The following is a 22124-nucleotide window of genomic DNA, read 5'->3' on the forward strand; positions in this document are numbered from 1 at the left end:
GGAGAAGGCATCTATGAAAAAGCGAGCATTGTGGAAAGATATTTTTCGTGAAATTAGGCATACCAAAGCCCGGTTCATTTCGATTTTTGCCATCATTATGCTGGGCGTTAGTTTCTTTTCCGGCATCAAGTCAGCCGGTCCGGATATGCTGGATACAGCCGGAACCTTTTATCAAGAGACGAGACTAATGGATCTGAAGGTGCAGACCAACTATGGTCTGACCGAAGATAATATCGGCCTGCTGAGCGATATACCGGGCATCGATGAAGTCCAGCCGGGTTACAGTACGGATGTGTTCAGCGGTGATAATGCTTTGATCCTCAAAGTCCATTCTTATCATTCAGATAAACCTCTTAACCAGTACAGTATGATTGAAGGACGTCTTCCAGAGGTTTCCGGAGAAATCGTATTGGATGACAAGCTGGCTGGAAAATATGCGCTGGGTGACAAAATAACCTTTAGCGGTGACGGATCGGATGCGGAGCTGTCGAACAACTTTGCGTCACTGAACTATACGGTTGTAGGTTTTGTGCGAAGCCCACAATTTATAGAAAAGAGTACCCGGGGCACCAGTGGGATCGGCAAGGGTATGGCCGATGCATTCGCAGCAATTCCGGAGTCAGATTTCAAGCTCCCGGTGTATACGGAAGCCTATCTGTCCTTTAAGGATACAGCCAGTGTGAAGGCTTATTCGCCAGAGTACAAGGCATTGATCGAACAGCATACTAAGGCGGTAGAGCAGGCGCTGTCCGGCGTGCCGGAGGCTCGGCTTGCGGAGATGCGCGCGGAAGGTGAGAAGGAGCTGTCCAGTGGACGAGGTAAGGTGGCCGCCGCCGAGCAACAGCTTGCTGAATTAAAGCGCCAGCCAGAGGTGGTGCAGCAGGAACAAGCTGCAAACATGAAAGCTATTACTGACGGACTGGTCTCGGCCAAGGCGGAACTAGCTGCAGGGGAGCAAAAGCTTGCAGAACTGGGCCTTCCGAAGGTCTACGTCACTGACCGAAGTGCCAATCCGGGATATGCCGAATATAAAGACAACGCTGATCGATTGTCGGCAATTGCGAGTGCGTTCCCGGTATTCTTTTTCCTGATCGCTGCGCTGGTCAGCTTGACGACTATGACTCGGATGGTCGAGGAGCATCGTTTGCAGATCGGGACACTTAAAGCGCTTGGGTATGGGAACCGTGACATTATGGCCAAATTCTTGGTTTATGGTACGCTTGCCAGCTTGACGGCTTCGGTTGCGGGACTTGCGCTCGGATTTACGATGTTTCCAACCATTATCTATAATGCGTACAGTTCACTTTATAATCTGCCGGATCTTATCAAAAGCTTCTATCCGTCGTATTCCATCATTTCCATTATAGTGGCGCTAATCTGCACTACATTGACGGCTTGGATTGCCGCGCGGGTAGAACTACGAAGCAACGCTTCCGTATTGATGCGTCCGAAGGCGCCAAAGAGCGGGCAGCGGATTTTACTGGAGAGAGTTACTTTTGTATGGAAACGGTTGAGCTTTGTTCAAAAGGTGACCGCACGGAATTTATTCCGCTACAAGCAGCGGATGTTCATGACAGTGTTCGGCGTGGCCGGCTGTACGGCGCTGATTCTGACCGGTTTTGGTCTTAAAGACTCGATCGGCAGCATTGCCCCCCAGCAGTTCGGCACAATTATGAAATATGATGCACTTGTAGCGCTGCATGAAGATGCGTCTGCTGATGTGCGGGATGCCTACGAGCAATTGATCACTGGCGAGTCCACTATAACCGGATCACTAAGTGTGGCACAGGAAACGATGAAAGCGCACAGCAGTGGTGTGAATGATCAGGATGTGCATATGTTCATCCCTGCATCTGTTGCTGCGATATCCGATTATGTGGAGCTGCGGGATCGAGTGAGTGGTGAAAAACGCACGCTTTCGGACGAGGGCGCTATAATCTCGGAGAAGCTGGCTAAATTATACGGGCTTGAACCCGGCGACCCATTGAATGTGGTGGACAAGGATAACGAGACATTCAAGATTAAGGTCATAGGGATTACAGAGAACTATGTAATGCACTATGTTTATATGACACCTGCGTATTATTCTTCCGTATTTGGACATGAACCGGTGTTCAACACAGAGCTGCTGAACTATACCACGCACGACAAAGCATGGGAGGACAAGTTCGGCGAGAAGCTAACGGACAATGAGGGAGTGGCAGCGGTCAGCTTTTCCAGCAATGTAGGTACTGCCTTTGATGACACCATGAAGAGTATGGACGTTGTAACCTTGGTGCTCATTGTATCGGCTGCTGCTCTGGCTTTCGTCGTCCTCTACAATTTGACCAATATTAATGTCTCTGAGCGGATCAGGGAACTATCAACGATCAAGGTATTGGGATTTTATGATAAAGAAGTAACGTTGTATATTTACCGTGAGAATATGCTGCTAAGCCTACTCGGCATTGTAGCCGGATCGGGTCTTGGCATTATATTGCACAGCTTCGTCTTGAATACAGCTGAGCTGGATGCAACGATGTTCGCGCCGATTATTAAGTGGCCAAGCTATGTGTATGCCGCACTCTTAACACTGCTGTTCTCAGGCATAGTCATGGCTTTCATGCACATTAAGCTCAAACGGATTCATATGATTGAGGCGTTAAAGTCGGTAGAATAAGCGGAGCTTCCACACCAAAAACAAAAGTTGATCCTACTTAACCACAAAGGACCGCTTCGAACAGCCATTGTTTTGGCTACTCGAAGCGGTCTCTTTTGCTTTGAGAGGCGATGGAATCTTTTAACGTGAGCCGATTGATAACTTCATATGCAGGATAGGAAAAGGATTACCCTGTTCATCTAGTGCAGAACGCTCGAAAACTTGAAAGCCCATATGCTCATAGAAACCTAAGGCCTGCGGATTTTGTTCATTTACATCAACGTAGCGTACGTTCAGTGTCTGTATAGCATAAGCAACGAGTGATTTTCCAATGCCTTTTCCCATTGCAGCAGGTTCTACGAATAGCATTTCAATCTTGTTATCCTGAATCCCTATGAATCCAAGCGATTGGTCATGGTCATCTATAAAAGCAAGCAGACGACTTATATGCTCCATCCCTTGTATAACCAGTGGCCGCAACGCATCAATGTCCTGTTCAGACAGGAATAGATGTGTATGCCGCACAGAGGATTCCCAAATATTCAGTAGACGGTATAAACATTCTTCATTTCTAGTGTTGATTGGTTGTATTGAGTCCATGTCTTCCCTCGCATTTTCACTTAATTCGAAGAAGATGAAGCTGCAGCCGCAGCCGAAGCGGCCGCAGCCCCTGCAAGAGCAGCCTGCTGTGCGATCACAATATTAGTGATGCTGGTGGAAAGCATCGAGGTTACAATGCCGCTTTGCACATCCTCTACATATTTGAAGGCTACTAGCGCAGCTGACAGCAGTAGCAATTCCTGCTTTACAATGGACCAGCTGCCAAAGCCTTTTTTGGTACGCAGTAATTCGAAGGTCTCTGAGACTTCCGTAACCATGTCCTTATTGTTGGAGGAGAGCAAAGTTAGCACGCCCAGCGAAGAAAGGGTATATTCCTTATCTAACCGGATGCCATGTGCACGGAACGCATCTCGTAATGCCAGTACACGATCCGCTGCTTCTGAAGCTTCTTTTCCAAGAACCAGTACCTGTGTCAGAGCTTGCACACTGTTCCCCGACATAAATTCAGGCTTTAGTGTAGTGTAAAGCTGCTCCATCCGGTCGATGCCGCTGTCCACGTCGATATCGGAAAGGCCGAGCATGGCAGAGAAAATATAATCATCATGTCCGGTAAGGAAACGGTGCTTCGCTTTCATGCTATCGTAAAACATCTTTGCGCGTTCTACCGTACGCTGATACTGATCTGTTGTCGTATTAGCGGCGATTTGATAAGCGGCAACGACGAGATAATCAGAGGCTCTAAATTTGACGTCCTTCAATAAGTCATATACGGTCAGTGTGTTTGCAAGCTGTTGTTCCTTGTCAGCAGAAAGAGAGAGCATAGTAGCAATACTGATTGCCGAGTTCCCCCTAAACGAAGAAAACATTCCGGTATTTTCTTTAATAAGCTCGTGGCTCGCACGAATCGCATCCTCATCTGCACTTTTATTCTCTGCTGTGTACAGTAACCCCGCCAAACGGCTAACCATTGCATTATGCCAAGGAAAAGCCTTTTTGATCCTCAGCGCGTTCTCTGCGAACAATTCAACCCTTGCTGCAAACTGCTCGTTCATTGGATACACCCCTCAGTTATCTATAATTCATAATATTACGAAAAATTTCTGAGTTGGATTCATTTGTTTGGGGTGTTTATTGTTTTTAGATCATAACCAGCTCTTTAGCATACCGTTTGCCTGACGAAAGGAGGCTGTCGCTCAGTTCAGGGTCATTTACTGTCCGTGCAAGAACTAGAGAGCCAACCATGGTGCTGAACAGTGTGCTACCTTTGGACGCGTCAATGCCCGCCAGCGTGGAGATGAATGTAACCATCCGCTCTAATTCCTGCGTGAATATCCGCCGAACTTCTTCGGAAGAACGGGCTATTTCGGCAGAAAGGGCAGGAATAATGCAGCCCATCTCCGTTTTGTCGCGATGATACGGACTTAAATAATAATCAATGACCGCATTGATTTTGGGTTTCTGCTCTTCCTGCTCCGCAACCTTCTGCAAAAGTGTGATGGTATCACTGATGGCATACCGGCAGGCTTCGGCGACCAGTTGTTCTTTATTGTCAAAGTGGGAATAAAACCCGCCATGAGTTAACCCGGCACCCTTCATAATGAAGGGAACACTTACATCATGAATACCATGCGAGCGAAAAGCCTGAGCAGCACTTTCAATAATCGTATTCCGCACTTTTATTTTATGGCCTTTGGGATAGGGCATTATAATCACTCCACAGCTTCATAAGTATACTTTTTAAAATATTATAATCATCATAATAAAGCCTGTCAATTTAGCGATTGTGAGCACTATTAGCTGATGAATAGCTAAACAGGGTTGTTGACGGTTTTAAAATATGATGATAATAATATATTACGGTCATCATATTTTAAAATAACTTTAACAGGAGGTAGCGACGATGAGTAAGCTTGAATCCGTAGAAACGTTGGTCATTGGATCAGGTCCGGGAGGGTATGTAGCGGCGCTGCAATCTGCCCAGCTTGGGATGAAGACGGCAATTGTTGAACGCAATCAGCTTGGCGGGGTTTGTACAAATGTTGGGTGTATTCCATCCAAAGCATTAATTGCAGAGTCTCATCGTTACGAGTTGTTTAGACTGTTCAGCTCTTCAGAGGCGGCAGTGTCATTTAAGAATGCTCAGGATTTCAAACAGGGAATTGTGAATAAGCAGGCAGGCGGAGTTAGCTATTTATTAAAGACGGCAGGTGTGAATATTTTGGAAGGAGAGGCAAGATTGGTTGATGAGCATACGGCGATTATCAGTCAGTCTGGGCAGGAGCAAAGTATTTCTTTTAAAAACGCCATCTTGGCCACAGGATCACGTCCGATTGAGCTGCAAGCCTTTCCGGTTGGCGGACGTGTTTTATCTTCTACAGAAGCTCTGTCACTCTCCGAAGCTCCAACTAGCTTAGTTGTTATTGGTGGGGGATATATAGGGATTGAACTGGGGCAAATGTATGCCAAATTTGGAACAAAGGTAACGATTCTGGAGGGAGGAGATCAAGTGCTGCCTGGATTTGAGGCGGAGCTTGTGAACCCTGTTGGAAGGCAGTTGAAGGCTGATGGGATTAAGATGATTACCGGAGCGACAGCTGTGAACGTAATGCAGAGTGCAGATACCATCACACTGCATTATTTGAAAAATCAGGAACAGCTGCATGTGACAGCGGAATATGTGTTAGTCACTGTCGGGAGAAAACCAAATACAGACGGCAATTTAGGACTGGATCGTATAGGCTTGCCCGTGACGGCTAGAGGATTGATTGAGACAGACGAACAGTGCAGAACGGCTATTCCGAATATTTTTGCAATTGGGGATATTACGTCAGGTCCAGCCCTTGCTCACAAGGCGTCCTATGAAGCTAAAATTGCGGCAGAAGCCATTGCAGGCCTTTCCTCCGAGGTTGATTATAGAGCCATTCCGCTTGTTGTTTTTTCTGAACCAGAGTTAGCGAGCGTGGGCTTAAGTGAAACAGAAGCAAGAGCAAAGGGCATCCCGATCGTAATTGGTAAATCCACCTTTGGGATTAACGGGAGAGCATTGGCCCTGAAGGAAACTGAGGGCTTCGTCAAAATTGTAGCAAATCCGATCTCAGGAATCGTGATGGGGGCCCAAATCGTTGGCGTGGAGGCATCCACACTCGTGTCGGAGCTTGCCCTTGCCATTGAGATGGGAGCCACTGTGGAGGATTTGGCGATGACCATTCACCCTCATCCTACATTGGGAGAAGTGATTATGGAGGCTGCCGAAAATGCGGTTAGAAAAATGATAAGGGGAGAGCGTGGAAAATGAAGATAAAAGCAGGCTTGTATATTGGAATTGCGGTTGTGTTGATCGTTGGAGGGTCGCTGCTTGCAGTAAAAGGTAAGGATGCTGTTAGTCAGGCTGAGAGCAGGAAGCAAGGGATTCTTGATGCAGAGCAAAAGACTATATTTTATCAGAACAGTCCAGGGTCAATTGTTGAGGTCCGTGTGGCTGTAGGTGATTCTATAAAACAGGGAGAGGTATTGTTCAAGGTTAAATCCGCTGAAGAAGGAGAAACAGATGTACTCGCGCCTGAGGACGGATCGGTCAACAGGATGGTTGTAAAGCCGGGAGATCAAGTACAGCAAGGCATGCCACTGGCGGTGCTGCAAAAAAACAGCTTTTATACAGACCTTTACGTACAGGAAAGTGAAATCCAAAAGCTAAAGGTGAATCAAAATATTGGGGTTCATTTTCCGTATTTGGAGCATGAAGCGGAGGTGACGGGTGTAATTACTTCCATCGCAGCCGCCCCTCAATTTGCGAGCTTACGTATGTCACGTGAAAAGGGGCAAGCGGATTTAAGTATGTTTCTTGTCCGTGTAGCTATGGATGCGAATGCTGAGTTGCTTCCGGGGATGACAGCGGAGGTGAAGCTCGATGAAGTCACTGATTGATGAGTGGAAGTACGTGGCGGGCAGTAAGTATTTACGCCTGATTTTTATTGGTCCGCTTATTGCGGCTCTGTTTTTTGGCTTGATGTTCTCGAAGAATCAAATCAGCGAATCGCATGTTGTAGTTATTGATGAGGATCACAGTTCGTATTCAAGGCAGCTGATCTCTAAAATCAATGCCTCTCCTTATATGAAAGTAACCAATGTGTACGCCAGCCGCTTAAATCCAGAAACTATACTGGCAAATGAGCAAGCTGTCGCAGTTATCACGCTTCCTAAAGAGCTGGGACAACATCAACAGCAGGGGATTTCAACGAATATCGGCATCTTGATGGATAACACGATGCCCTCAGGGCTAACCGGCATCCGAACTGCCATTCAGGAAGTCATTCAGACGGAGAATATGACGCTTTCGATGACCCGTCTGATTCAGAAGGGGATGGATGCCGAAGCCTCTAAAGGGCTTGTTTCACCGTTATCTCTCCAACAGCGGATGTTGTTCAATCCGACCACAAGTTATGTGAGCTTTATGGTCATTGGATTTGTGAATATTGTGGTGCTGATGATTACAACAAGCGCAGCGGGCGCCATTGTCCCGCGTTTGCGGCAGGAAGGAAAACTTTTTACAAACGGGAAGTCGCCTTGGCAAATTTGGATTCGTAGTGTCCCTTATGCTGTCTTGACCACGCTTTCGTTGCTCCTATGTTATGGCTTATTAAAGCAGGTGGGGGGAATGCGTTTTGAAGCGGCGCCTTATCTTTTTATTATTCCGCTGCTTGTGTATGCCTTTGCTTTGTCCCTTATGGGCCTGTTGATTGGCTATACCGCCAAAGACGCTTCCAAAGTTAATTTACGAACCAATTTCGTATTGTATCCGTCATTTCTTGCTACTGGAATCCAACTGAGTCCACTAGCGTTTCCTGCGTTTTTTCAAATTTCCGCTTGGGTATTACCGATGAACTGGCTGAACCGGCTCATACGCGGGATGGCTTTTCGGGATGGGGCGTTATCTGCCTACAGTCTGGAGCTGGGAGCGCTGCTGATCCTTATTGGCGTTGCTTCCTTATTAATTGGATTATTGGTGCTCCAGGAAGTGAAGAAGCAGGAGGTTTCGTTCTCGGAATCCGTCAGCGCTTCAGTAATCTAGTCTAGTCGTGCAAACCGTTGTTCTGTCTTATCAAGATATTTCACCCGTTCTTCCAAGCTGCGATCTGACATGCCGGCATAATTATACCAACGGAGGTTCTTTCGTATGCCCATTTTGCGGAAGGTTCCTCTGAACAGGATTTTGGTGATAGGGTTGCCAAATATCCAGCGGTAAACAAAGTCGGGCGTGTTCATTACCGTCAGCAGGGATACGCCTTTCATATTCGGGAGTAAGCATTTAAAGGGCCGTCCAGGTTTGATTTCCTCATAGACAATGCCTTTTGCGAAGACCTTATCCAGAAAGCCTTTGGTAAGAGCAGGCATGGCCTCCCACCAAATGGGGAATAGGAAGACGATATGATCTGCTGCCATAAGCCGTTGCTGATAATTGGCGACTAGGGGGTCGACGGTTTTCTTTTGTCGCCAAGCAGCAAGTTCTTCGCGCGACATGATTGGATTAAATCCATCGGCATGCAAATCGATAAGATCGATCGTATGGCCTTTAGTGGTAAGACCTCGCATCACGGAGGCTAGCAGAGCTGCGGAATAGCTTCGCTGATGTGGGACATTCTCGGACGCCGATGCTCCGTATGGATGATCAAAAATAATTAAGACATTCATATAAATACCTTCTTTACGTTTTATTGTTTCCTGGAAATAAAATAATGACTATGGAAACAATAGTACATTTTAAGTTTCCTTGTTGTCAATATTATTTCTAGGAAACTTTATTTTTGAGCTGTGTCTTGTTAAGATGATCATAAGATGAATTTACGAGGAGACTTAACAGTGACGCATTCTTTCGAGAACTTACCGAATAAGGATTTATTGATAAAAAAACTGATAGAGATGATTCCTCAATTACAAAAACGATTTCAATCGGAGGATGATGAAGAAAAGGAATGGCTGCTCCAGAACTGTAGTAATCCACTTATCATTGATTTTCTCCAAGACTCCACAGTCATGATGCTGCATGTAATAGATGCAATTGGACAGCTTGAGCCGGTGAATGGCACTACTATTTCGAAGCATTTCGGGATTCCGAAAGGTAGCGTGTCCAAAATCACTAGAAAATTAGTTCAGCAGCAAATGATTCGCACGGAGTTTCTCCCCGAAAATAAAAAAGAAGTGCTGTTTCTTACAACACCTCTCGGAAAAGAAATATTCGATTTGCATCAAGAACTACATAAGGAGATGAATAAAGGGATAACTCGGTTTCTGCAGAGGTATAACACAGATGAATTATTATTTCTGATGCAAGCGTTCGAGGATACTTTAGAAGCATCATGGGTTCATTCGGAATCGGTTGCTGAAGAAGAACTATTAAATGCTGGAGAATCACTTGAGGTAATAGATAGCGATGAAATGAGTCAAATCGTAGAAATGCTTAACCAACTGGACACGCGCAACCTTAAAAAAGCTAAAGCCATTCTGCAGGATGTATTTTTTACCTCTTTTGGGTAGCTTTATAATTTTTGACAGTGGCTTATTTTCTTTTCACTTTTCCAAATTTGCTCTAAAAGCATGGCCAGTATAGTGCCGACAAGCAGACCATTACTGCAAATATATCGAAGTGTGGAAGGGAGACTCTGAAATACCGCTGGAGGCAAAAACATGAGTCCAATGCTCACCAACAAAGTTATTCCTAGTATCGTTAATCGGCGATGATCAAGCTGTTCCTGTAGCAAGGATTGGAATGCAATCCCTACGATTTGTACAAAAGTAGCTAGAAGTGCTGCATTGGCTACAGGCGCTGGAAGTAACGCTAGCACATTGACAACGGACGGCATTAGCGCGATAACGGTTAGTAACATACAGGCCATAAGAAATGGCCGAATTCGCTTTTGCCCTGTTAATTTCATAAAGCCCGCCGAGGCTGGTAAAGGAACAACTCCTATCGTTGAGAATAGGGCGGCTAGTATATGAGAGATCCCTCCCGTCCAAATCCCTCGGCTTAATGCTGTTTTTTCATCTTTCGGTAAAACCGGAACTACTTGTTTTACAGCGGAAATAGAAGAAATTGTATTGGATACTAACAAAAACGTAAACAACAGTGAGGTAATCACGATCCCTAGATCAAATTGAGGTACTCCCCAAGCAAAAATATGAGGGAACTTCAAGACGGGGGTTAAAGCTGTAAATGTTGGCCCCACTTTCCCGAATGCTGCAAATAATGCCGAACCCAAGCCGATTCCAATCAGTACGGCGTAACTACTAATCCATCCTCTTCCTTTAATAGAGAGAAAAATAACAAGTCCAAAAATAAAAAAGGATATGAGTGCTGCTATACCATCTGGTTCGGCGCTTGTTTCCTGTACTCCAAGCATGCCCTTGACTAATACACCGCTTAATTGCAAGGCGAGAATGAATAAAAATGAACCCGAAACTAAGGGTGTAAATAAAAATTGAAGCTTATAAACTAACCCTGTAGTTCCTAATATGAAGAGAACAAGCCCGGCTACGATTAATCCTCCTTCTAGAATTTGTAATGCATTCATTTGATCTTGCCCTTGAATTAAAGCTAAGTTGCCTAATATGATAAAGATACTTACCCATGATCCCGCAGGACCGTCTGCAATAGGATATTTATGTCCTAACCATCCCTGAATAAATGAACTGATTCCTACAACGAAAAATGTCCGCTGCATTAAGGTTGAAATTTGTTCAAACGACAATTGAAAAATACCTCCAATGACAATGGGCAGCGCCACTGCATTGGCTAGCAAAAAAATAAACCATTGTATAGTGCTGAGACTATCGGTAACACATTTGTTCTTCATATCTACTCACCTTCACTATTGTTAACTATACAATCTATACGGAAAATGCAAGCCACCTTTCAATGTGAAATCGTTAAAAGGTGGCTTGCTCCTTAATCTATTACCATTTGCGATATGGCAAAAACTTTCCGTTCATCGTCAGAATGATACGGTCACCGTTCGGATCTTCTTGCTTCTGTACGTCGAATTGGAAATCGATCGCGCTCATGATACCTTCGCCAAGTTTCTCCAAAACAAGTTCTCTAATCGTTGGACCGTATACAAGCAGCATTTCGTATAGGCGATACAGTCCTGGATCTGTAGGCGGCATAGCAATGACATCGCCACGGTGTGGGATTTGTGTGAGTGCTTGAACGACTTGTTCATCGAGTTCAAGCAATTCCCCCATTTTATCTGCTTCATTACGCGTCATTGTCGCTTGGCCCAACAGTGCAGTTACAACCCAGCTCTCTGAATGCTCGCTTTCCTTTGCAATTTCGCCCCAAGTTAATCCTTTTGCAAATTTAGCGTCCAATATTTGTTGTGTCGCTTCTTTTCTATTCATATTTTATTGCTCCCTTTAGTTTAGTATAATGAGTATCGCTTAGTGCTTGTCGTAGCCTGTTACTTGTTCATATCCATTTACAATCAGATCGAGTTTACCAGTGTCGGGTGCAATCACCAGACCATGAACAGCTACCTCTTTCGGAATGAGCGGATGATTACGCACCAGATCTATGTTTCCTTTAATCGAATCTACGACATTCGTAAAGCCGAACAACCATTTATGAAGATCGATACCTGCATATTCAAGTGAAGAAAGAATTTCTGGTGTCGCGACTCCACGATCCATTATTTTTTGAAGTGTTCCTTCAGGGTTACTTTGACTCATGCCACAATTGTGGTGACCGATAATATAAATTTCTTCCGCATTCAGTTCATAGACAGCCGTTACGATACTGCGCATGATGCTTCCAAATGCATGGGTAATCGTTCCACCTGCTGTTTTGATGACTTTGGCATCCCCATTGTGTATATTTAGGGCTTTAGGTAACAGTTCAATCAGTCGTGCATCCATGCATGTTACGACAACCATGCGTTTTTTAGGGAATTTTGTTCCCTCATAAGGTAGATACTCCTTGTCTTCTACGAACTGATCGTTATACTCTAAAATTTCTTGTAATAGCATTCTTGGACCTCCTTTAAAGTGTTTAGTTATCACTGTTTCAATGGCTACTAACTAGTGAATCAGGATATAACTAAGTATAGATAGTCATGCTTAAATGCTGAATAAGTTGGCGAAACGCTATATGTCCATTTGCTTTCATGACGAAAGGATTGATTTTTATTTTTGACCATATCGATTTTGCGATACTAGCATTACTAAAAGAGAACTCCAGAATTCAGTGGAAGGACATCGGCCAAAAGATACATATGACCGGCCAAGCGGTCGGAAATCGCATTAGACGTTTAGAAGATTTAGGGGTTATCGAGCAATATACGATCGTTACTAATAAAGCAAAGCTAGGACTGTCTATCACAGCCTTTATTACATTTTTTGTGGAATCAGCCAATCATCCTTTATTCCAGAAGTTCGTGATGGCAGAGGATGCTATTACCGAAGTGCATCGAATTAGCGGAGAAGGATGTTATGTGTTAACCGGACATTTTGCTTCTAATGAGGAGCTTGAGGCATTTCTGGCGCAGCTTTTGAAACATGGCAATTATCGAGTGAATCTATCCATCGGAAAAATAAAATCATAATCCATGCCAAAATAAACCGCTAGAATTACAATGCGGTCTATTTTGGAGAAGTAGTAAAGAGGGGCATAGACCCTTCTTTTTTTTCGTTCCATTTATAGTTTCTGATAGTGATTTAAGAGATTCTTAACTTTATCCTGAATCATTTGTTTTAAGGCTTCAGGCTTCACCGCTCTAACATATTGACCATAACGCATGAAATAATTAGCTAGAAATTCTTCTTCGCCTGGATGATAGAATCCCTTAATGATAGTTCTCGGGCCAGCTTCTATTTCCATAGAAGGATAACGTTCTTTATAAAAAATATCCTTGGCTTGTTCCTCGATCTCAACTTCAAAGTGAATATTGCTCGCAGATTGATAAAATTCTAAGGAACGGCTAAGAAGTTCTTCTAAAGAATAGCGGGCTGCTCTCTTATCTTCTTCCAAGAAGGATATTCTATCCCCTCTGTAAACCCTATATTTATTCGTAGTAAGCTCTATTCCAGTAGCATACCATTGCCCAAACTTTGCGGAAATTCTGAAGAATTGCACAGAGTAGCTTTTTAGCCGGTTGTTTTTTGTATATTCAATGTTACAGGCACTCTCATTTAGAATACTTGCTAGGATTTTATCTAAGAAACGACTAACATGCTTATGCTGAACCATTTCGAATTGTAGAACCTTTTTCATTTTATGAATCTGGTCGATTTGTGTATTCGATAGACAGTGTTCGAACTTTTCGTTTAGCTTGTTCACACTTAAATGAAACGGAGTGGATTGATAAGATTCTAAGGTCAGCATGGCAAAGTACAGTGCATACACTTCATCCATGGTGAAAATAATAGGGGATAACAATCTATTTTTTAAAATACCATATCGTCCATATCTCCCATGCTCCGAAAAGATAGGCATACCTAATTGTTCTAATGAAGCAATATCACGTAGCGCTGTGCTTTTTGAAATATTATATTTCGCCATGAGGTCACTTAGATTAAAAAACTCTCGCCCGTTTAAGTATCGCATCATGTCATTTAATCGTTCTGGTTTCATCATATAAAAAGCTCCTTATTAAGGTGTCATGTTTTGATACCTTTATATAAGATAATAAGTTCAGGGCCACATATCAAACCTACGAAGGAGAGTTATACGATGAGTGCAACACTAGAAGTAGCTATTTTCTTATCGATGAACGGAAGCACAAAGGAAGCTATAGAATTTTACGAACAACATTTTAAGGCAGAGGAATTGCTACGTGTTACTTATCAACAGCTTGCAGAACGTGACGGTTCCATACAGCTTACGGATGAGAATAAGGATTACATTACTCACTCTGTCTTGTTAATCGGAAAAACAAAAGTAATGATAGCAGAAGATACAATGAATAAGAATGAGAAATATACAGTGGGGAATAACACATCATTGTGTATACAAAGTGCTGATTTAGAGGAAATTGAAGGTTTTTATAAAAGCTTAGTGACAGATGAGCGCGTAAAGATTATTGCTCCTTTATCTAGTAATGTGTTCAGCAAAGCCTATGGCATTATTGAAGACCCATTTGGTATTCAAATTCAATTGATGTTTGATGAGAGATTACATTCATAAAAATATGTATTTTGCGTCTAATGCACACCGAGTGAACCGTTCAGCTGACCATCAATCAGGAAGTTATCCTGATGGTGGTCAGCTTTTTTTTGAGTGTATTGTTGCTATTTTTCTGAAAATCGTTGAATTTTTATGCATAAAGATGTATAGTGATTTTTAATTAACGTTAATTAAGTAAATAAGGGTGTGAAATATCTTGACCAAAAACAAGCTGAAAGAAGTGGCGATGAGATTATTCGGTGAGAAGGGGTACGAAGGTACAGCTCTTTCTGAAATTGCGAAGGAAGTTGGCGTGAAGACTCCGGCGATCTATGCTTTTTTTGAGAATAAAGAGGATTTGTTTATGACGGTCTTCCGTGAGGCGATGTTGTCCTATAACACTTATATTCAGGAGTTGTCGGAAGATCAGAAGGTGCTGAGTGCGAAGGAAAGTCTTCGTGGCATTCTATCCAGACAGTATCAATTCTATCAGCAGAGTCCTGAAGCAAGCAAAATCGTACTGAGGTATGTAGTCTTTCCACCTGGATTTTTGAAGGAAACGATTGAGGAAGCATTCCTGGCGTCGGACGCCATACTGACGAAGATCATTGAACAATTCATCTCGCAAGGGATGGAAGAGGGTGTAATTCGCGATAAATCCGTGCAGCTTCTCGTAGACGCTTTTCTCAACTTGATGGATGGATTAAGCATGCAATATTTCTATTACACTTCTAAAGGAATATATGAGCGTAAACTGAACCATGCGTTTGAAATGTACTGGAATGGGGCGTCCTCATAGAACTACGGAAGATGATAACAACAAGGGGATGGGGAGAATGGCAGAAGTAAGTCAAGTAAAGCAGAAGGATTCAAGCTCGGGGGATTTTGAGAGAGAGCCCGTTCCTATACATATGCGTAAAAGATGGCTGTCCATGTCGCTTGTCTGGATCGCCATCGGGATTGATTTATCAGCAATGTTCTTGGGGGCGCAGCTTGGCAATGGCATGAATCTCACAGATTCGCTGACAGCTACGATCATCGGATCGATGATTCTAGGGGTAATTGGAGCTATGTGTGCATATGTAGGTGCGAAAACGGGTTTATCTACGTCGATGATCTCACGTTTTCTATTCGGAAATGTAGGTGCACGTGTCGTTGCGATTATCCTCGGTATTTTCTCACTCGGTTGGTTTGGGGTGCAGGTCGGATTCTTCGCTTCGAATATGCAGACTGCGTTTAGTCAATTATGGGATATTCATTTGTCCCTAGGCGTGCTTTCATTTATAGGCGGGCTGCTGATGATGTCGACGGCTATTTGGGGGTATCGATCCATTGAGCGGCTAAGCACCTGGTCTGTGCCATTGCTTATTTTATTTATCGGAGTGGCTATTTATTCAGCGTTCCACACCAAAGGAGCTTCAGCAGCCTGGGAACCGATTAGCGGTGCAACGATCCCAATGGGAACAGCGATTTCGCTTGTTATCGGTATCTTTATCGTGGGTACGGTGCTGTCACCTGATATAGCTCGTTGGGCACGTACTCCTATGCATGCCATTACGGCTGCGTTTATCGGCTTCTTTGTAGGAAACAGCTTTATGGCGATTGTGGCTATCTTTCTATCTAGAATCATGGATACAGATGATCTAACGAATATTTTCATTGCGCTGGGGCTTGGTCTTCCTGCGATTATCGTCTTAACACTTGCGCAATGGACGACGAATACGAGTAACTTATACTCAGCATCGCTAGGTTTCTCTGTCGTGTTCCAGAAAGTACCGAAGAAGCTGATTACGATTATTGCTGGTATTATTGCTACGTTTCTTGCCGTATTAGGGATCTATGATAAGTTCTTATCTTTCCTAAACATTATTACGATGTTTGTCTCACCCATCGGGGGGATTTATACATCTGAATTTTTGCTTGTGGATCGAAAGAAATTCACTTTTGAAGGTTTGGACCGCAATAAAAACTGGGTGATTCGCTCCTTAGCCGTATGGGTTGCAGCTACGTTATTTGCTTTTATGACCACCGCAGCTCCAGATGGATTTGGATGGTTCCAGGTGACGAGTGTTCCGGCATTAGATGCCTTTATGTTCGCCTTTATCGTGCAATGGATGGTCGGCAAAATCATGACAAAGAAGGGATAACATCATGAGAATGAACAAACTAACAGAATTAAATGAGCAAGCAATACAATATATCGCTGTAGGTGCAGCCGTTCTTGGAACAGGTGGGGGCGGTGACCCGCATATTGGTAAATTAATGGCGAAGGAAGCCATTCGTAAACATGGTCCTGTTCGTGTGATCAGTCCAGAGGATCTGGAGGACGACGCTTTGGTTGTTCCAATATCCATGATTGGTGCACCCACGGTTATGAATGAGAAGATACCTTCGATTCTGCAAATGATCAAACCTTTGGATATGATTGAAAAAGAGCTTGGACGCAAAGTGAATGCCATTATGCCCATTGAGGTTGGCGGCGGCAACTCTCTGATTCCTGTAATCACGGCGGCGGAACGCAACATTCCTATCGTGGATGCGGATGCCATGGGACGTGCTTTTCCTGAATCGCAAATGGTGACGTTCTACTTGGACGGTATAGACTGCAGTCCGATTACGATGGCGGATGAACGCGGCAATGGTGTGCTAATGCATGCGATCGACGGCGTCTGGGAAGAGCGGATGGCGCGCGCCGTGACGATTCAAATGGGTGGATCAGCCTCGATCTGTGATTATCCATTGTCTGGAGCACAGGTGAAACAAAGTGCAATTCCATATACCCTAACGCTTGCTTATGAAATTGGAAAAACATTATTCGAAGCTAAGGAAATGAAAAAGAATCCAATCGAAGAGCTATTGAAGCAGTTGAATGGGTATGAATTGTTCCAGGGCAAAGCTGTAGATATTCGTCGCCGGACAGAAGGCGGATTCACACGTGGTGAAGCGATCTTCGAAGGTACGGATGCTAAAAAAGGAAGTACGATGAGTTTGTTCTTCCAGAATGAGTTCCTTCTGGCTACAGAGGATGGAAGCTCAGTAGCGGTTACCCCTGATTTGATTTCGGTGCTTGATCAGGATACAGGCATGCCGGTTACAACTGAAAATTTGAAATACGGTGCCAGGGTGACTGTGGTCGGTTTCCCTTGTGATCCGAAATGGCGTTCGCAAAAGGGTCTTGAGACGGTAGGGCCACAGTATTTTGGTTATGATGCATCTTATGTTCCAATTGAAAAATTGGCAGCAGAGAAAGGGGGAGCAGAGTAATGTCTCAGACGAATATTAATAACAAGGATGAAATTTACCGCATTGGGATTGATGTCGGCGGGACCAATACAGATGCTGCCTTGCTCGATTCCAAATTAAAGACTATTCACACGATAAAGGTACATACCACACGTGATGTGAATGAGGGCATCAGTGAATCGATTGGCCGTTTACTTGAAGAGAGTAACGTCAATCCGGCGCAGATTCGTTATGCGATGCTCGGAACTACGCACTGTACGAATGCTATTGTAGAACGCAAGCACTTAGGGAAAGTAGGCTTGATTCGTATCGGTGCACCGGCAACAACTGCTGTTCCTCCACTTGCGGATTGGGACGATACGCTGAAAGCAATGGTCTGCCCACATGCTTATGTTGTTTACGGTGGTTATGAATATGATGGTCGTACGATTGTTGAGATGGATGAAGCTGAGGTTATTGACTGCTTTTTGAAGATGAAGGGTGAGGTCGAAGCGGTTGCAATCTGTGGTGTGTTCTCTCCAGTGAATACTTCACAGGAAAAACGTGTTCAAGAGCTTGCGAAGCAAGTACTCGGTGAAGATATGCCTGTGACACTGTCTCATGAAATTGGAAGCATTGGATTGCTTGAGCGTGAGAATGCCTCCTTGTTAAATGGTGCTTTACTTAACGTCATTGCGGGAGTAGTCAAAGGCTTCGAAGAGGCGCTTCACACTTATGGAATTGACGCGAGCCTATACATCTGTCAGAACGATGGAACACTGATGTATAGTGAATACGCGCTTCGTTACCCGATTCTGACGATTGCTTGCGGTCCGACGAATTCCATTCGGGGCGCGGCACACTTGTCAGGTCTGAATGATGCGCTTGTGGTGGATATCGGGGGTACAACAACGGATATCGGCGTTCTCATGCAAGGCTTCCCGCGTCAATCCTCCGCTGCGGTTGAGATTGGCGGGATTCGCACGAACTTCCGCATGCCGGATATCTTATCGATCGGGATCGGCGGCGGGACAATCGTTCGCTTCGATGAAGCGAAGGATCAGGTAACAGTGGGTCCCGATAGCGTGGGGTACGAGCTATTGAAGCGTGGCCTGATCTTTGGTGGAGATACGCTCACAGCAACCGATGTGGCGGTTAAGCTTGGAAGATACGAATGGAAAGATGCGCTGACTGAGAAGCTTAGTGAATCAATCTGCCGCAGAGCCGATGAGATCATTACCCAAGATATTGAGGATGCGATTGATCGGATGAAGACTAGCTCGGACCCTGTTGACGTTATTTTGGTCGGCGGCGGAAGCATTCTTGTAGCCGATCAGCTTGAGGGTGTAGCGCGGATAGTAAGACCGGATCACTATGATGCAGCGAATGCGATTGGCGCAGCACTAGGTGAAGTTAGCGGAGAGACCGAGCGAATCTATTCGCTGGATGAAATGTCTTATGATGAAGCTAAGGAAGATGCTCGCAACCATGCGATTGAACAAGCCGTTCTTGCTGGTGCAGCTCGTGAGACTGTACAGATCGTGCTGTCTGAGGATATTCCGATTGCATACTTGCCAGGCAATGCATTGCTTGTAAAAGTGAAAGCGGCTGGACGTTTATAAGCGGAAGTTGGATCTGCCTTGAGGAGTGAACACTCTTCGAGGCAGATTTTTTTTAAGAAAGGGTATTTAGAATAGCTGTCGAAGTGGGTTATATACATATTTTAATGATAGGAGAGAGGATAATGAAAGTGATTAGCACATTAGAAATCGTGGAAGTACAGACAGGGGAACGAACCATACTTAGCTCATTCGATTACTTAATCGAAGCACCCAATTGGACGAACGATGGCAAGCGTCTTATTTATAATAGTCAGGGTTGTCTTTATTCGTTTGACATCGCGACCGGTGAGAGCGTTCACATGGATTCGAGTTTTGCTACGGAATGTAATAACGATCATGTGGTATCGTTTGACAACACTAAGATCGCCATTAGTCATCATACGAAAGAGGATGGTAAATCGCGTATATATATCCTTCCTATAGAAGGTGGCGAGCCGATTCTAATTACACCAAAGGCTCCAAGCTATTTACATGGCTGGTCTCCAAATGGTGCTGATTTGGCTTATTGTGCTGAGCGCAATGGTCAGTATGATATTTATACCATTCCAGTAGACGGTGGAGAAGAGGTGCAATTGACGGATGATCCAGGTCTGGATGATGGACCTGAATATTCACCAGATGGACAGCATATTTGGTTCAATTCGGTGCGTACAGGGCTGATGCAGGTGTGGCGTATGAATGCCGATGGCAGTGAGCAGATGCAGATGACTTTTGACGAGAGTAATAACTGGTTCCCGCATGTATCGCCAGATGGACAGACGATTGCATACCTTAGTTACCGCAAAGGAGATGTAGATCCTGGTGATCACCCTGCGAATAAGGATGTTGAGATTCGATTAATGGCAAGCACGGGAGGAGAGTATCGCACACTGGTACAACTGTATGGAGGACAGGGTACGATTAACGTGAATTCGTGGTCACCGGATAGTAAGCGATTAGCATTTGTAAGTTATGTGGTTGAGGAATAGCCAAGATAAGAATAGAAGTGTTTGAAATCGAGGAGTGGGGCGCTGACCCCATTCTTTTTTTATTAAGGTCATATTGCAAAAATACCGATAAAAATTATAAAATTTTTATTTATACATAAATGGGGGAATAGTTGGATGAAGAGGATTTTTAGTGTTTTGCTAATTGCATTACTGGTTATACCAGTGCTTGGCACTACAACCTTTGCGAGCAGCACGGTGAAGGCTAAGGTAACCGAGAGCAGGACATATTTTGACGGAGAACAAAGGGATCTGAATGGGTTCAATATCTCGAACAACAATTATTTCCGGCTGCGCGATGTAGCGGAGTATTTCTCCGGAACAGCCAGTCAATTTGATATCACTTGGAATAAAGCAAACAATGCGATAGAGATTATAACGGGGCAAGCCTATACTCCCGAAAAGAAAACTAGCAGCAGCTATTATAGTCGCAATAGAAATTATTCAGCTACGCTGTCGACCTCTAAGGTGCTAGTGAATGGGCAGCTACAGTCGATTACGGCGTACAATATTGACGAGAATAACTATGTTCAGTTACGAGATTTGGCGGGGAAGATTCCATTCGAGATCGAATATGACGTTCAGTCTGATCGAATATCCTTGTTCTCAAAAGTTCCAGATCATGCTTACCGAGTGAAGACGACGGTGGAAGCCGAAAGTAACGCTGTATCTTCTTATTTTCCCAGATGGAAAAGTACAGCCACTTCCTATCTCGTGAATAATAATGATGGGACTGTATGTATCCTTGAGGCGAATAAGGAAGTTAGGATTGAATCATATAATGAGAAGTTTGAACTAACTGGAAATAAGAGTATCCCTTTTGAGCTTCCGATATTTGGTGGTTTCTATAGTGGGGAGAAGTATAACTATATTGCTTTTGGACAAGAGAATCGCGAAGAGAATGATAGCAAAGAAGTGATTCGTATTGTCCGTTATGATAAAAGCTTTAATAGAGTAGATAGTGTCTCCATTAAGGGTGGCGAGAGTTATACGGTTAGCCCTTTTGATTCTGGCTCTGGAAGTATGGCCGAGGCTGGTGATACGCTTGTATTCCACACTTCACGTACAAGATACACGACAGAAGATAAACTAAATCATCAATCCCAGCTGACCATTATCGTGAATACCCAAACTATGATCGTGACGAATGATCTCGGAAGATTCCAGAAGAATCATGTCAGCCACTCTTTTGATCAATATGTATTGTTTGATGGTGCTACTCATGTTCTAGTGGATCATGGGGATGCCTATCCCCGTTCGATTGTCCTGAATAAAGGGGACGGAACCCGCTATAACGAAGTGAACCTGTTTAATATCCCCGGCAAAATCGGAGCGAACACCACCGGTGTTTCTATAGGCGGGTTTGAGATGTCTTCGGCGAACTATATTGTCGCTATGAATACGATTGACCATTCGCTTGTCAAAGAATATACGTCTTATGAGATGGTGGGACTGGAGAAGGACCAGAGAGATATCGTTCTTAGTGTATTGCCAAAAGCCAATCTATCTAGCACGTCAGTGAACCACATCACCTTGGCTAAGTATGTAGGTACAAACCAGATCGCTTCCATCCCTAAATTGGTGAAAATAACCGACGACAAGCTGATGGTGCTGTGGCAGGAATTTGATAAGGAAAATCATCCGGGGGACCTGAAATATGTTCTAATAAATGGAGAGGGTGCAACCACTGGCGGTATCCAAACGATTAAGAACTTTGTACTATCAGAAAGCAGCCCTATTGTTAGCGGTGGCAAAATTGTCTGGTATACCAACAACAAAGGATCCCGACTGTTTTATTCGATCCCATTAAATTAGCATACACGAGCGATTGAATTGAATTATCAGTAAAAGGTTATCCCGTTAATGCCAACATGAGGTATTCCGGATAACCTTTTTTTCTACCAAACTCATATGCTGTTTCCCTTTCGCTATGCTCGTTTACAAAG

Annotated in this window: 21 protein-coding genes; 13 read left to right on the forward strand and 8 right to left on the reverse strand. The window is 44.1% G+C overall.

The window, feature by feature from the left end; all coding sequences use genetic code 11:
- Window positions 1-13: 13 nt before the first annotated feature.
- Window positions 14-2659 (forward strand): ABC transporter permease, encoded by a 2646-nt coding sequence (locus MHB64_RS03655; RefSeq protein ID WP_341133744.1) that lies wholly within the window; start codon window positions 14-16, stop codon window positions 2657-2659.
- Between the two features lie 120 nt (window positions 2660-2779).
- On the opposite strand, the gene MHB64_RS03660 is transcribed toward MHB64_RS03655, so the two are convergent.
- From MHB64_RS03660 to MHB64_RS03670, 3 genes are all read right to left on the reverse strand, one after another.
- The gene (locus tag MHB64_RS03660) at window positions 2780-3238 is read right to left on the reverse strand and encodes a GNAT family N-acetyltransferase (RefSeq protein ID WP_094869993.1); all 459 of its coding nucleotides are present in this window, start codon (window positions 3236-3238) and stop codon (window positions 2780-2782) included.
- A 20-nt stretch (window positions 3239-3258) separates the two neighbouring features.
- The gene (locus MHB64_RS03665) at window positions 3259-4251 is read right to left on the reverse strand and encodes a DUF4003 family protein (RefSeq protein ID WP_094876796.1); all 993 of its coding nucleotides are present in this window, start codon (window positions 4249-4251) and stop codon (window positions 3259-3261) included.
- Window positions 4252-4336: 85 nt separating this feature from the next.
- A complete protein-coding gene (locus MHB64_RS03670; protein ID WP_094876797.1) occupies window positions 4337-4903 on the reverse strand; it encodes a TetR/AcrR family transcriptional regulator in 567 nt (188 codons plus the stop codon).
- A gap of 196 nt (window positions 4904-5099) precedes the next feature.
- Between MHB64_RS03670 and lpdA the strand changes: the two genes are divergently transcribed.
- Genes lpdA through MHB64_RS03685 form a run of 3 tightly spaced genes read left to right on the forward strand, consistent with a single transcriptional unit; the run spans window position 5100 to window position 8267 of the window.
- Window positions 5100-6494 (forward strand): dihydrolipoyl dehydrogenase, encoded by a 1395-nt coding sequence (gene lpdA, locus MHB64_RS03675; protein ID WP_341133745.1) that lies wholly within the window; start codon window positions 5100-5102, stop codon window positions 6492-6494.
- Window positions 6491-7123, forward strand: a complete 633-nt coding sequence (locus MHB64_RS03680) for an HlyD family efflux transporter periplasmic adaptor subunit (RefSeq protein WP_341133746.1) — start codon at window positions 6491-6493, stop codon at window positions 7121-7123. Before lpdA ends, MHB64_RS03680 begins: the two co-directional genes overlap by 4 nt.
- Window positions 7107-8267, forward strand: a complete 1161-nt coding sequence (locus MHB64_RS03685; RefSeq protein ID WP_094876800.1) for an ABC transporter permease — start codon at window positions 7107-7109, stop codon at window positions 8265-8267. The genes MHB64_RS03680 and MHB64_RS03685 overlap by 17 nt, the downstream gene beginning before the upstream one ends.
- Here the strand turns inward: MHB64_RS03685 and MHB64_RS03690 are convergent.
- Window positions 8264-8887 (reverse strand): NAD(P)H-dependent oxidoreductase, encoded by a 624-nt coding sequence (locus MHB64_RS03690; protein WP_341133747.1) that lies wholly within the window; start codon window positions 8885-8887, stop codon window positions 8264-8266. The genes MHB64_RS03685 and MHB64_RS03690 overlap by 4 nt on opposite strands.
- A 168-nt stretch (window positions 8888-9055) precedes the next feature.
- Between MHB64_RS03690 and MHB64_RS03695 the strand changes: the two genes are divergently transcribed.
- A complete protein-coding gene (locus MHB64_RS03695) occupies window positions 9056-9730 on the forward strand; it encodes a MarR family transcriptional regulator (protein ID WP_341133748.1) in 675 nt (224 codons plus the stop codon).
- A gap of 2 nt (window positions 9731-9732) precedes the next feature.
- Here MHB64_RS03695 and MHB64_RS03700 read toward each other — a convergent pair whose 3' ends face one another.
- The 3 genes from MHB64_RS03700 to MHB64_RS03710 form a co-directional block, all read right to left on the reverse strand.
- On the reverse strand, window positions 9733-11046 hold the full coding sequence (locus MHB64_RS03700) for a purine/pyrimidine permease (RefSeq protein ID WP_341133749.1): 1314 nt from the start codon (window positions 11044-11046) through the stop codon (window positions 9733-9735).
- A 100-nt stretch (window positions 11047-11146) separates the two neighbouring features.
- Window positions 11147-11590 carry a cyanase gene (cynS, locus tag MHB64_RS03705; RefSeq protein WP_094870001.1) on the reverse strand — a complete coding sequence of 148 codons (444 nt, stop codon included), beginning with the start codon at window positions 11588-11590 and terminating at the stop codon, window positions 11147-11149.
- 39 nt (window positions 11591-11629) lie between these two features.
- Window positions 11630-12214 (reverse strand): beta-class carbonic anhydrase, encoded by a 585-nt coding sequence (locus tag MHB64_RS03710; protein ID WP_094876804.1) that lies wholly within the window; start codon window positions 12212-12214, stop codon window positions 11630-11632.
- 137 nt (window positions 12215-12351) lie between these two features.
- On the opposite strand from MHB64_RS03710, the gene MHB64_RS03715 reads away from it, so the two are divergent.
- Entirely contained in the window at window positions 12352-12789 is a 438-nt protein-coding gene (locus MHB64_RS03715) for an Lrp/AsnC family transcriptional regulator (protein ID WP_094870003.1), read from the forward strand.
- 92 nt (window positions 12790-12881) lie between these two features.
- On the opposite strand, the gene MHB64_RS03720 is transcribed toward MHB64_RS03715, so the two are convergent.
- Window positions 12882-13820, reverse strand: a complete 939-nt coding sequence (locus MHB64_RS03720; protein WP_341133750.1) for a helix-turn-helix transcriptional regulator — start codon at window positions 13818-13820, stop codon at window positions 12882-12884.
- 96 nt (window positions 13821-13916) lie between these two features.
- On the opposite strand from MHB64_RS03720, the gene MHB64_RS03725 reads away from it, so the two are divergent.
- The 7 genes from MHB64_RS03725 to MHB64_RS03755 all read left to right on the forward strand — a co-directional run bounded on the left by MHB64_RS03725 (window position 13917) and on the right by MHB64_RS03755 (window position 21993).
- Entirely contained in the window at window positions 13917-14369 is a 453-nt protein-coding gene (locus MHB64_RS03725; RefSeq protein ID WP_341133751.1) for a VOC family protein, read from the forward strand.
- A 196-nt stretch (window positions 14370-14565) separates the two neighbouring features.
- The gene (locus tag MHB64_RS03730; RefSeq protein WP_094870006.1) at window positions 14566-15147 is read left to right on the forward strand and encodes a TetR/AcrR family transcriptional regulator; all 582 of its coding nucleotides are present in this window, start codon (window positions 14566-14568) and stop codon (window positions 15145-15147) included.
- Window positions 15148-15184: 37 nt separating this feature from the next.
- On the forward strand, window positions 15185-16495 hold the full coding sequence (locus tag MHB64_RS03735) for a cytosine permease (RefSeq protein WP_094876807.1): 1311 nt from the start codon (window positions 15185-15187) through the stop codon (window positions 16493-16495).
- Between the two features lie 10 nt (window positions 16496-16505).
- The gene (locus MHB64_RS03740) at window positions 16506-17612 is read left to right on the forward strand and encodes a DUF917 domain-containing protein (RefSeq protein ID WP_341136045.1); all 1107 of its coding nucleotides are present in this window, start codon (window positions 16506-16508) and stop codon (window positions 17610-17612) included.
- On the forward strand, window positions 17612-19192 hold the full coding sequence (locus tag MHB64_RS03745; RefSeq protein ID WP_094870008.1) for an ROK family protein: 1581 nt from the start codon (window positions 17612-17614) through the stop codon (window positions 19190-19192). The genes MHB64_RS03740 and MHB64_RS03745 overlap by 1 nt, the downstream gene beginning before the upstream one ends.
- A gap of 122 nt (window positions 19193-19314) precedes the next feature.
- Complete coding sequence (locus MHB64_RS03750) at window positions 19315-20160, forward strand: TolB family protein (protein ID WP_341133752.1); 846 nt, start codon at window positions 19315-19317, stop codon at window positions 20158-20160.
- Window positions 20161-20295: 135 nt separating this feature from the next.
- Window positions 20296-21993, forward strand: coding sequence for a hypothetical protein (locus tag MHB64_RS03755; protein ID WP_341133753.1), 1698 nt, complete (start codon window positions 20296-20298; stop codon window positions 21991-21993).
- Window positions 21994-22124: the final 131 nt, after the last annotated feature.

Origin of the sequence: Paenibacillus sp. FSL K6-2859, assembly GCF_038008265.1 — a bacterium.
GTDB classification, from domain to species: domain Bacteria; phylum Bacillota; class Bacilli; order Paenibacillales; family Paenibacillaceae; genus Paenibacillus_AQ; species Paenibacillus_AQ nitricinens.

Excerpts from the sequence above, each read along its gene's own strand:
- MHB64_RS03670 (WP_094876797.1), bottom strand. The coding sequence starts at position 4,903 with ATGCCCTATCCCAAAGGCCATAAAATAAAAGTGCGGAATACGATTATT.
- MHB64_RS03715 (WP_094870003.1), top strand. The coding sequence starts at position 12,352 with ATGACGAAAGGATTGATTTTTATTTTTGACCATATCGATTTTGCGATA.
- MHB64_RS03655 (WP_341133744.1), top strand. The coding sequence starts at position 14 with ATGAAAAAGCGAGCATTGTGGAAAGATATTTTTCGTGAAATTAGGCAT.
- MHB64_RS03690 (WP_341133747.1), bottom strand. The coding sequence starts at position 8,887 with ATGAATGTCTTAATTATTTTTGATCATCCATACGGAGCATCGGCGTCC.
- MHB64_RS03720 (WP_341133750.1), bottom strand. The coding sequence starts at position 13,820 with ATGATGAAACCAGAACGATTAAATGACATGATGCGATACTTAAACGGG.
- cynS (WP_094870001.1), bottom strand. The coding sequence starts at position 11,590 with ATGAATAGAAAAGAAGCGACACAACAAATATTGGACGCTAAATTTGCA.
- MHB64_RS03735 (WP_094876807.1), top strand. The coding sequence starts at position 15,185 with ATGGCAGAAGTAAGTCAAGTAAAGCAGAAGGATTCAAGCTCGGGGGAT.
- MHB64_RS03680 (WP_341133746.1), top strand. The coding sequence starts at position 6,491 with ATGAAGATAAAAGCAGGCTTGTATATTGGAATTGCGGTTGTGTTGATC.
- MHB64_RS03725 (WP_341133751.1), top strand. The coding sequence starts at position 13,917 with ATGAGTGCAACACTAGAAGTAGCTATTTTCTTATCGATGAACGGAAGC.
- MHB64_RS03755 (WP_341133753.1), top strand. The coding sequence starts at position 20,296 with ATGAAGAGGATTTTTAGTGTTTTGCTAATTGCATTACTGGTTATACCA.
- MHB64_RS03740 (WP_341136045.1), top strand. The coding sequence starts at position 16,506 with ATGAACAAACTAACAGAATTAAATGAGCAAGCAATACAATATATCGCT.
- MHB64_RS03700 (WP_341133749.1), bottom strand. The coding sequence starts at position 11,046 with ATGAAGAACAAATGTGTTACCGATAGTCTCAGCACTATACAATGGTTT.
- MHB64_RS03710 (WP_094876804.1), bottom strand. The coding sequence starts at position 12,214 with ATGCTATTACAAGAAATTTTAGAGTATAACGATCAGTTCGTAGAAGAC.
- MHB64_RS03660 (WP_094869993.1), bottom strand. The coding sequence starts at position 3,238 with ATGGACTCAATACAACCAATCAACACTAGAAATGAAGAATGTTTATAC.
- MHB64_RS03665 (WP_094876796.1), bottom strand. The coding sequence starts at position 4,251 with ATGAACGAGCAGTTTGCAGCAAGGGTTGAATTGTTCGCAGAGAACGCG.
- MHB64_RS03750 (WP_341133752.1), top strand. The coding sequence starts at position 19,315 with ATGAAAGTGATTAGCACATTAGAAATCGTGGAAGTACAGACAGGGGAA.
- MHB64_RS03685 (WP_094876800.1), top strand. The coding sequence starts at position 7,107 with ATGAAGTCACTGATTGATGAGTGGAAGTACGTGGCGGGCAGTAAGTAT.
- lpdA (WP_341133745.1), top strand. The coding sequence starts at position 5,100 with ATGAGTAAGCTTGAATCCGTAGAAACGTTGGTCATTGGATCAGGTCCG.
- MHB64_RS03745 (WP_094870008.1), top strand. The coding sequence starts at position 17,612 with ATGTCTCAGACGAATATTAATAACAAGGATGAAATTTACCGCATTGGG.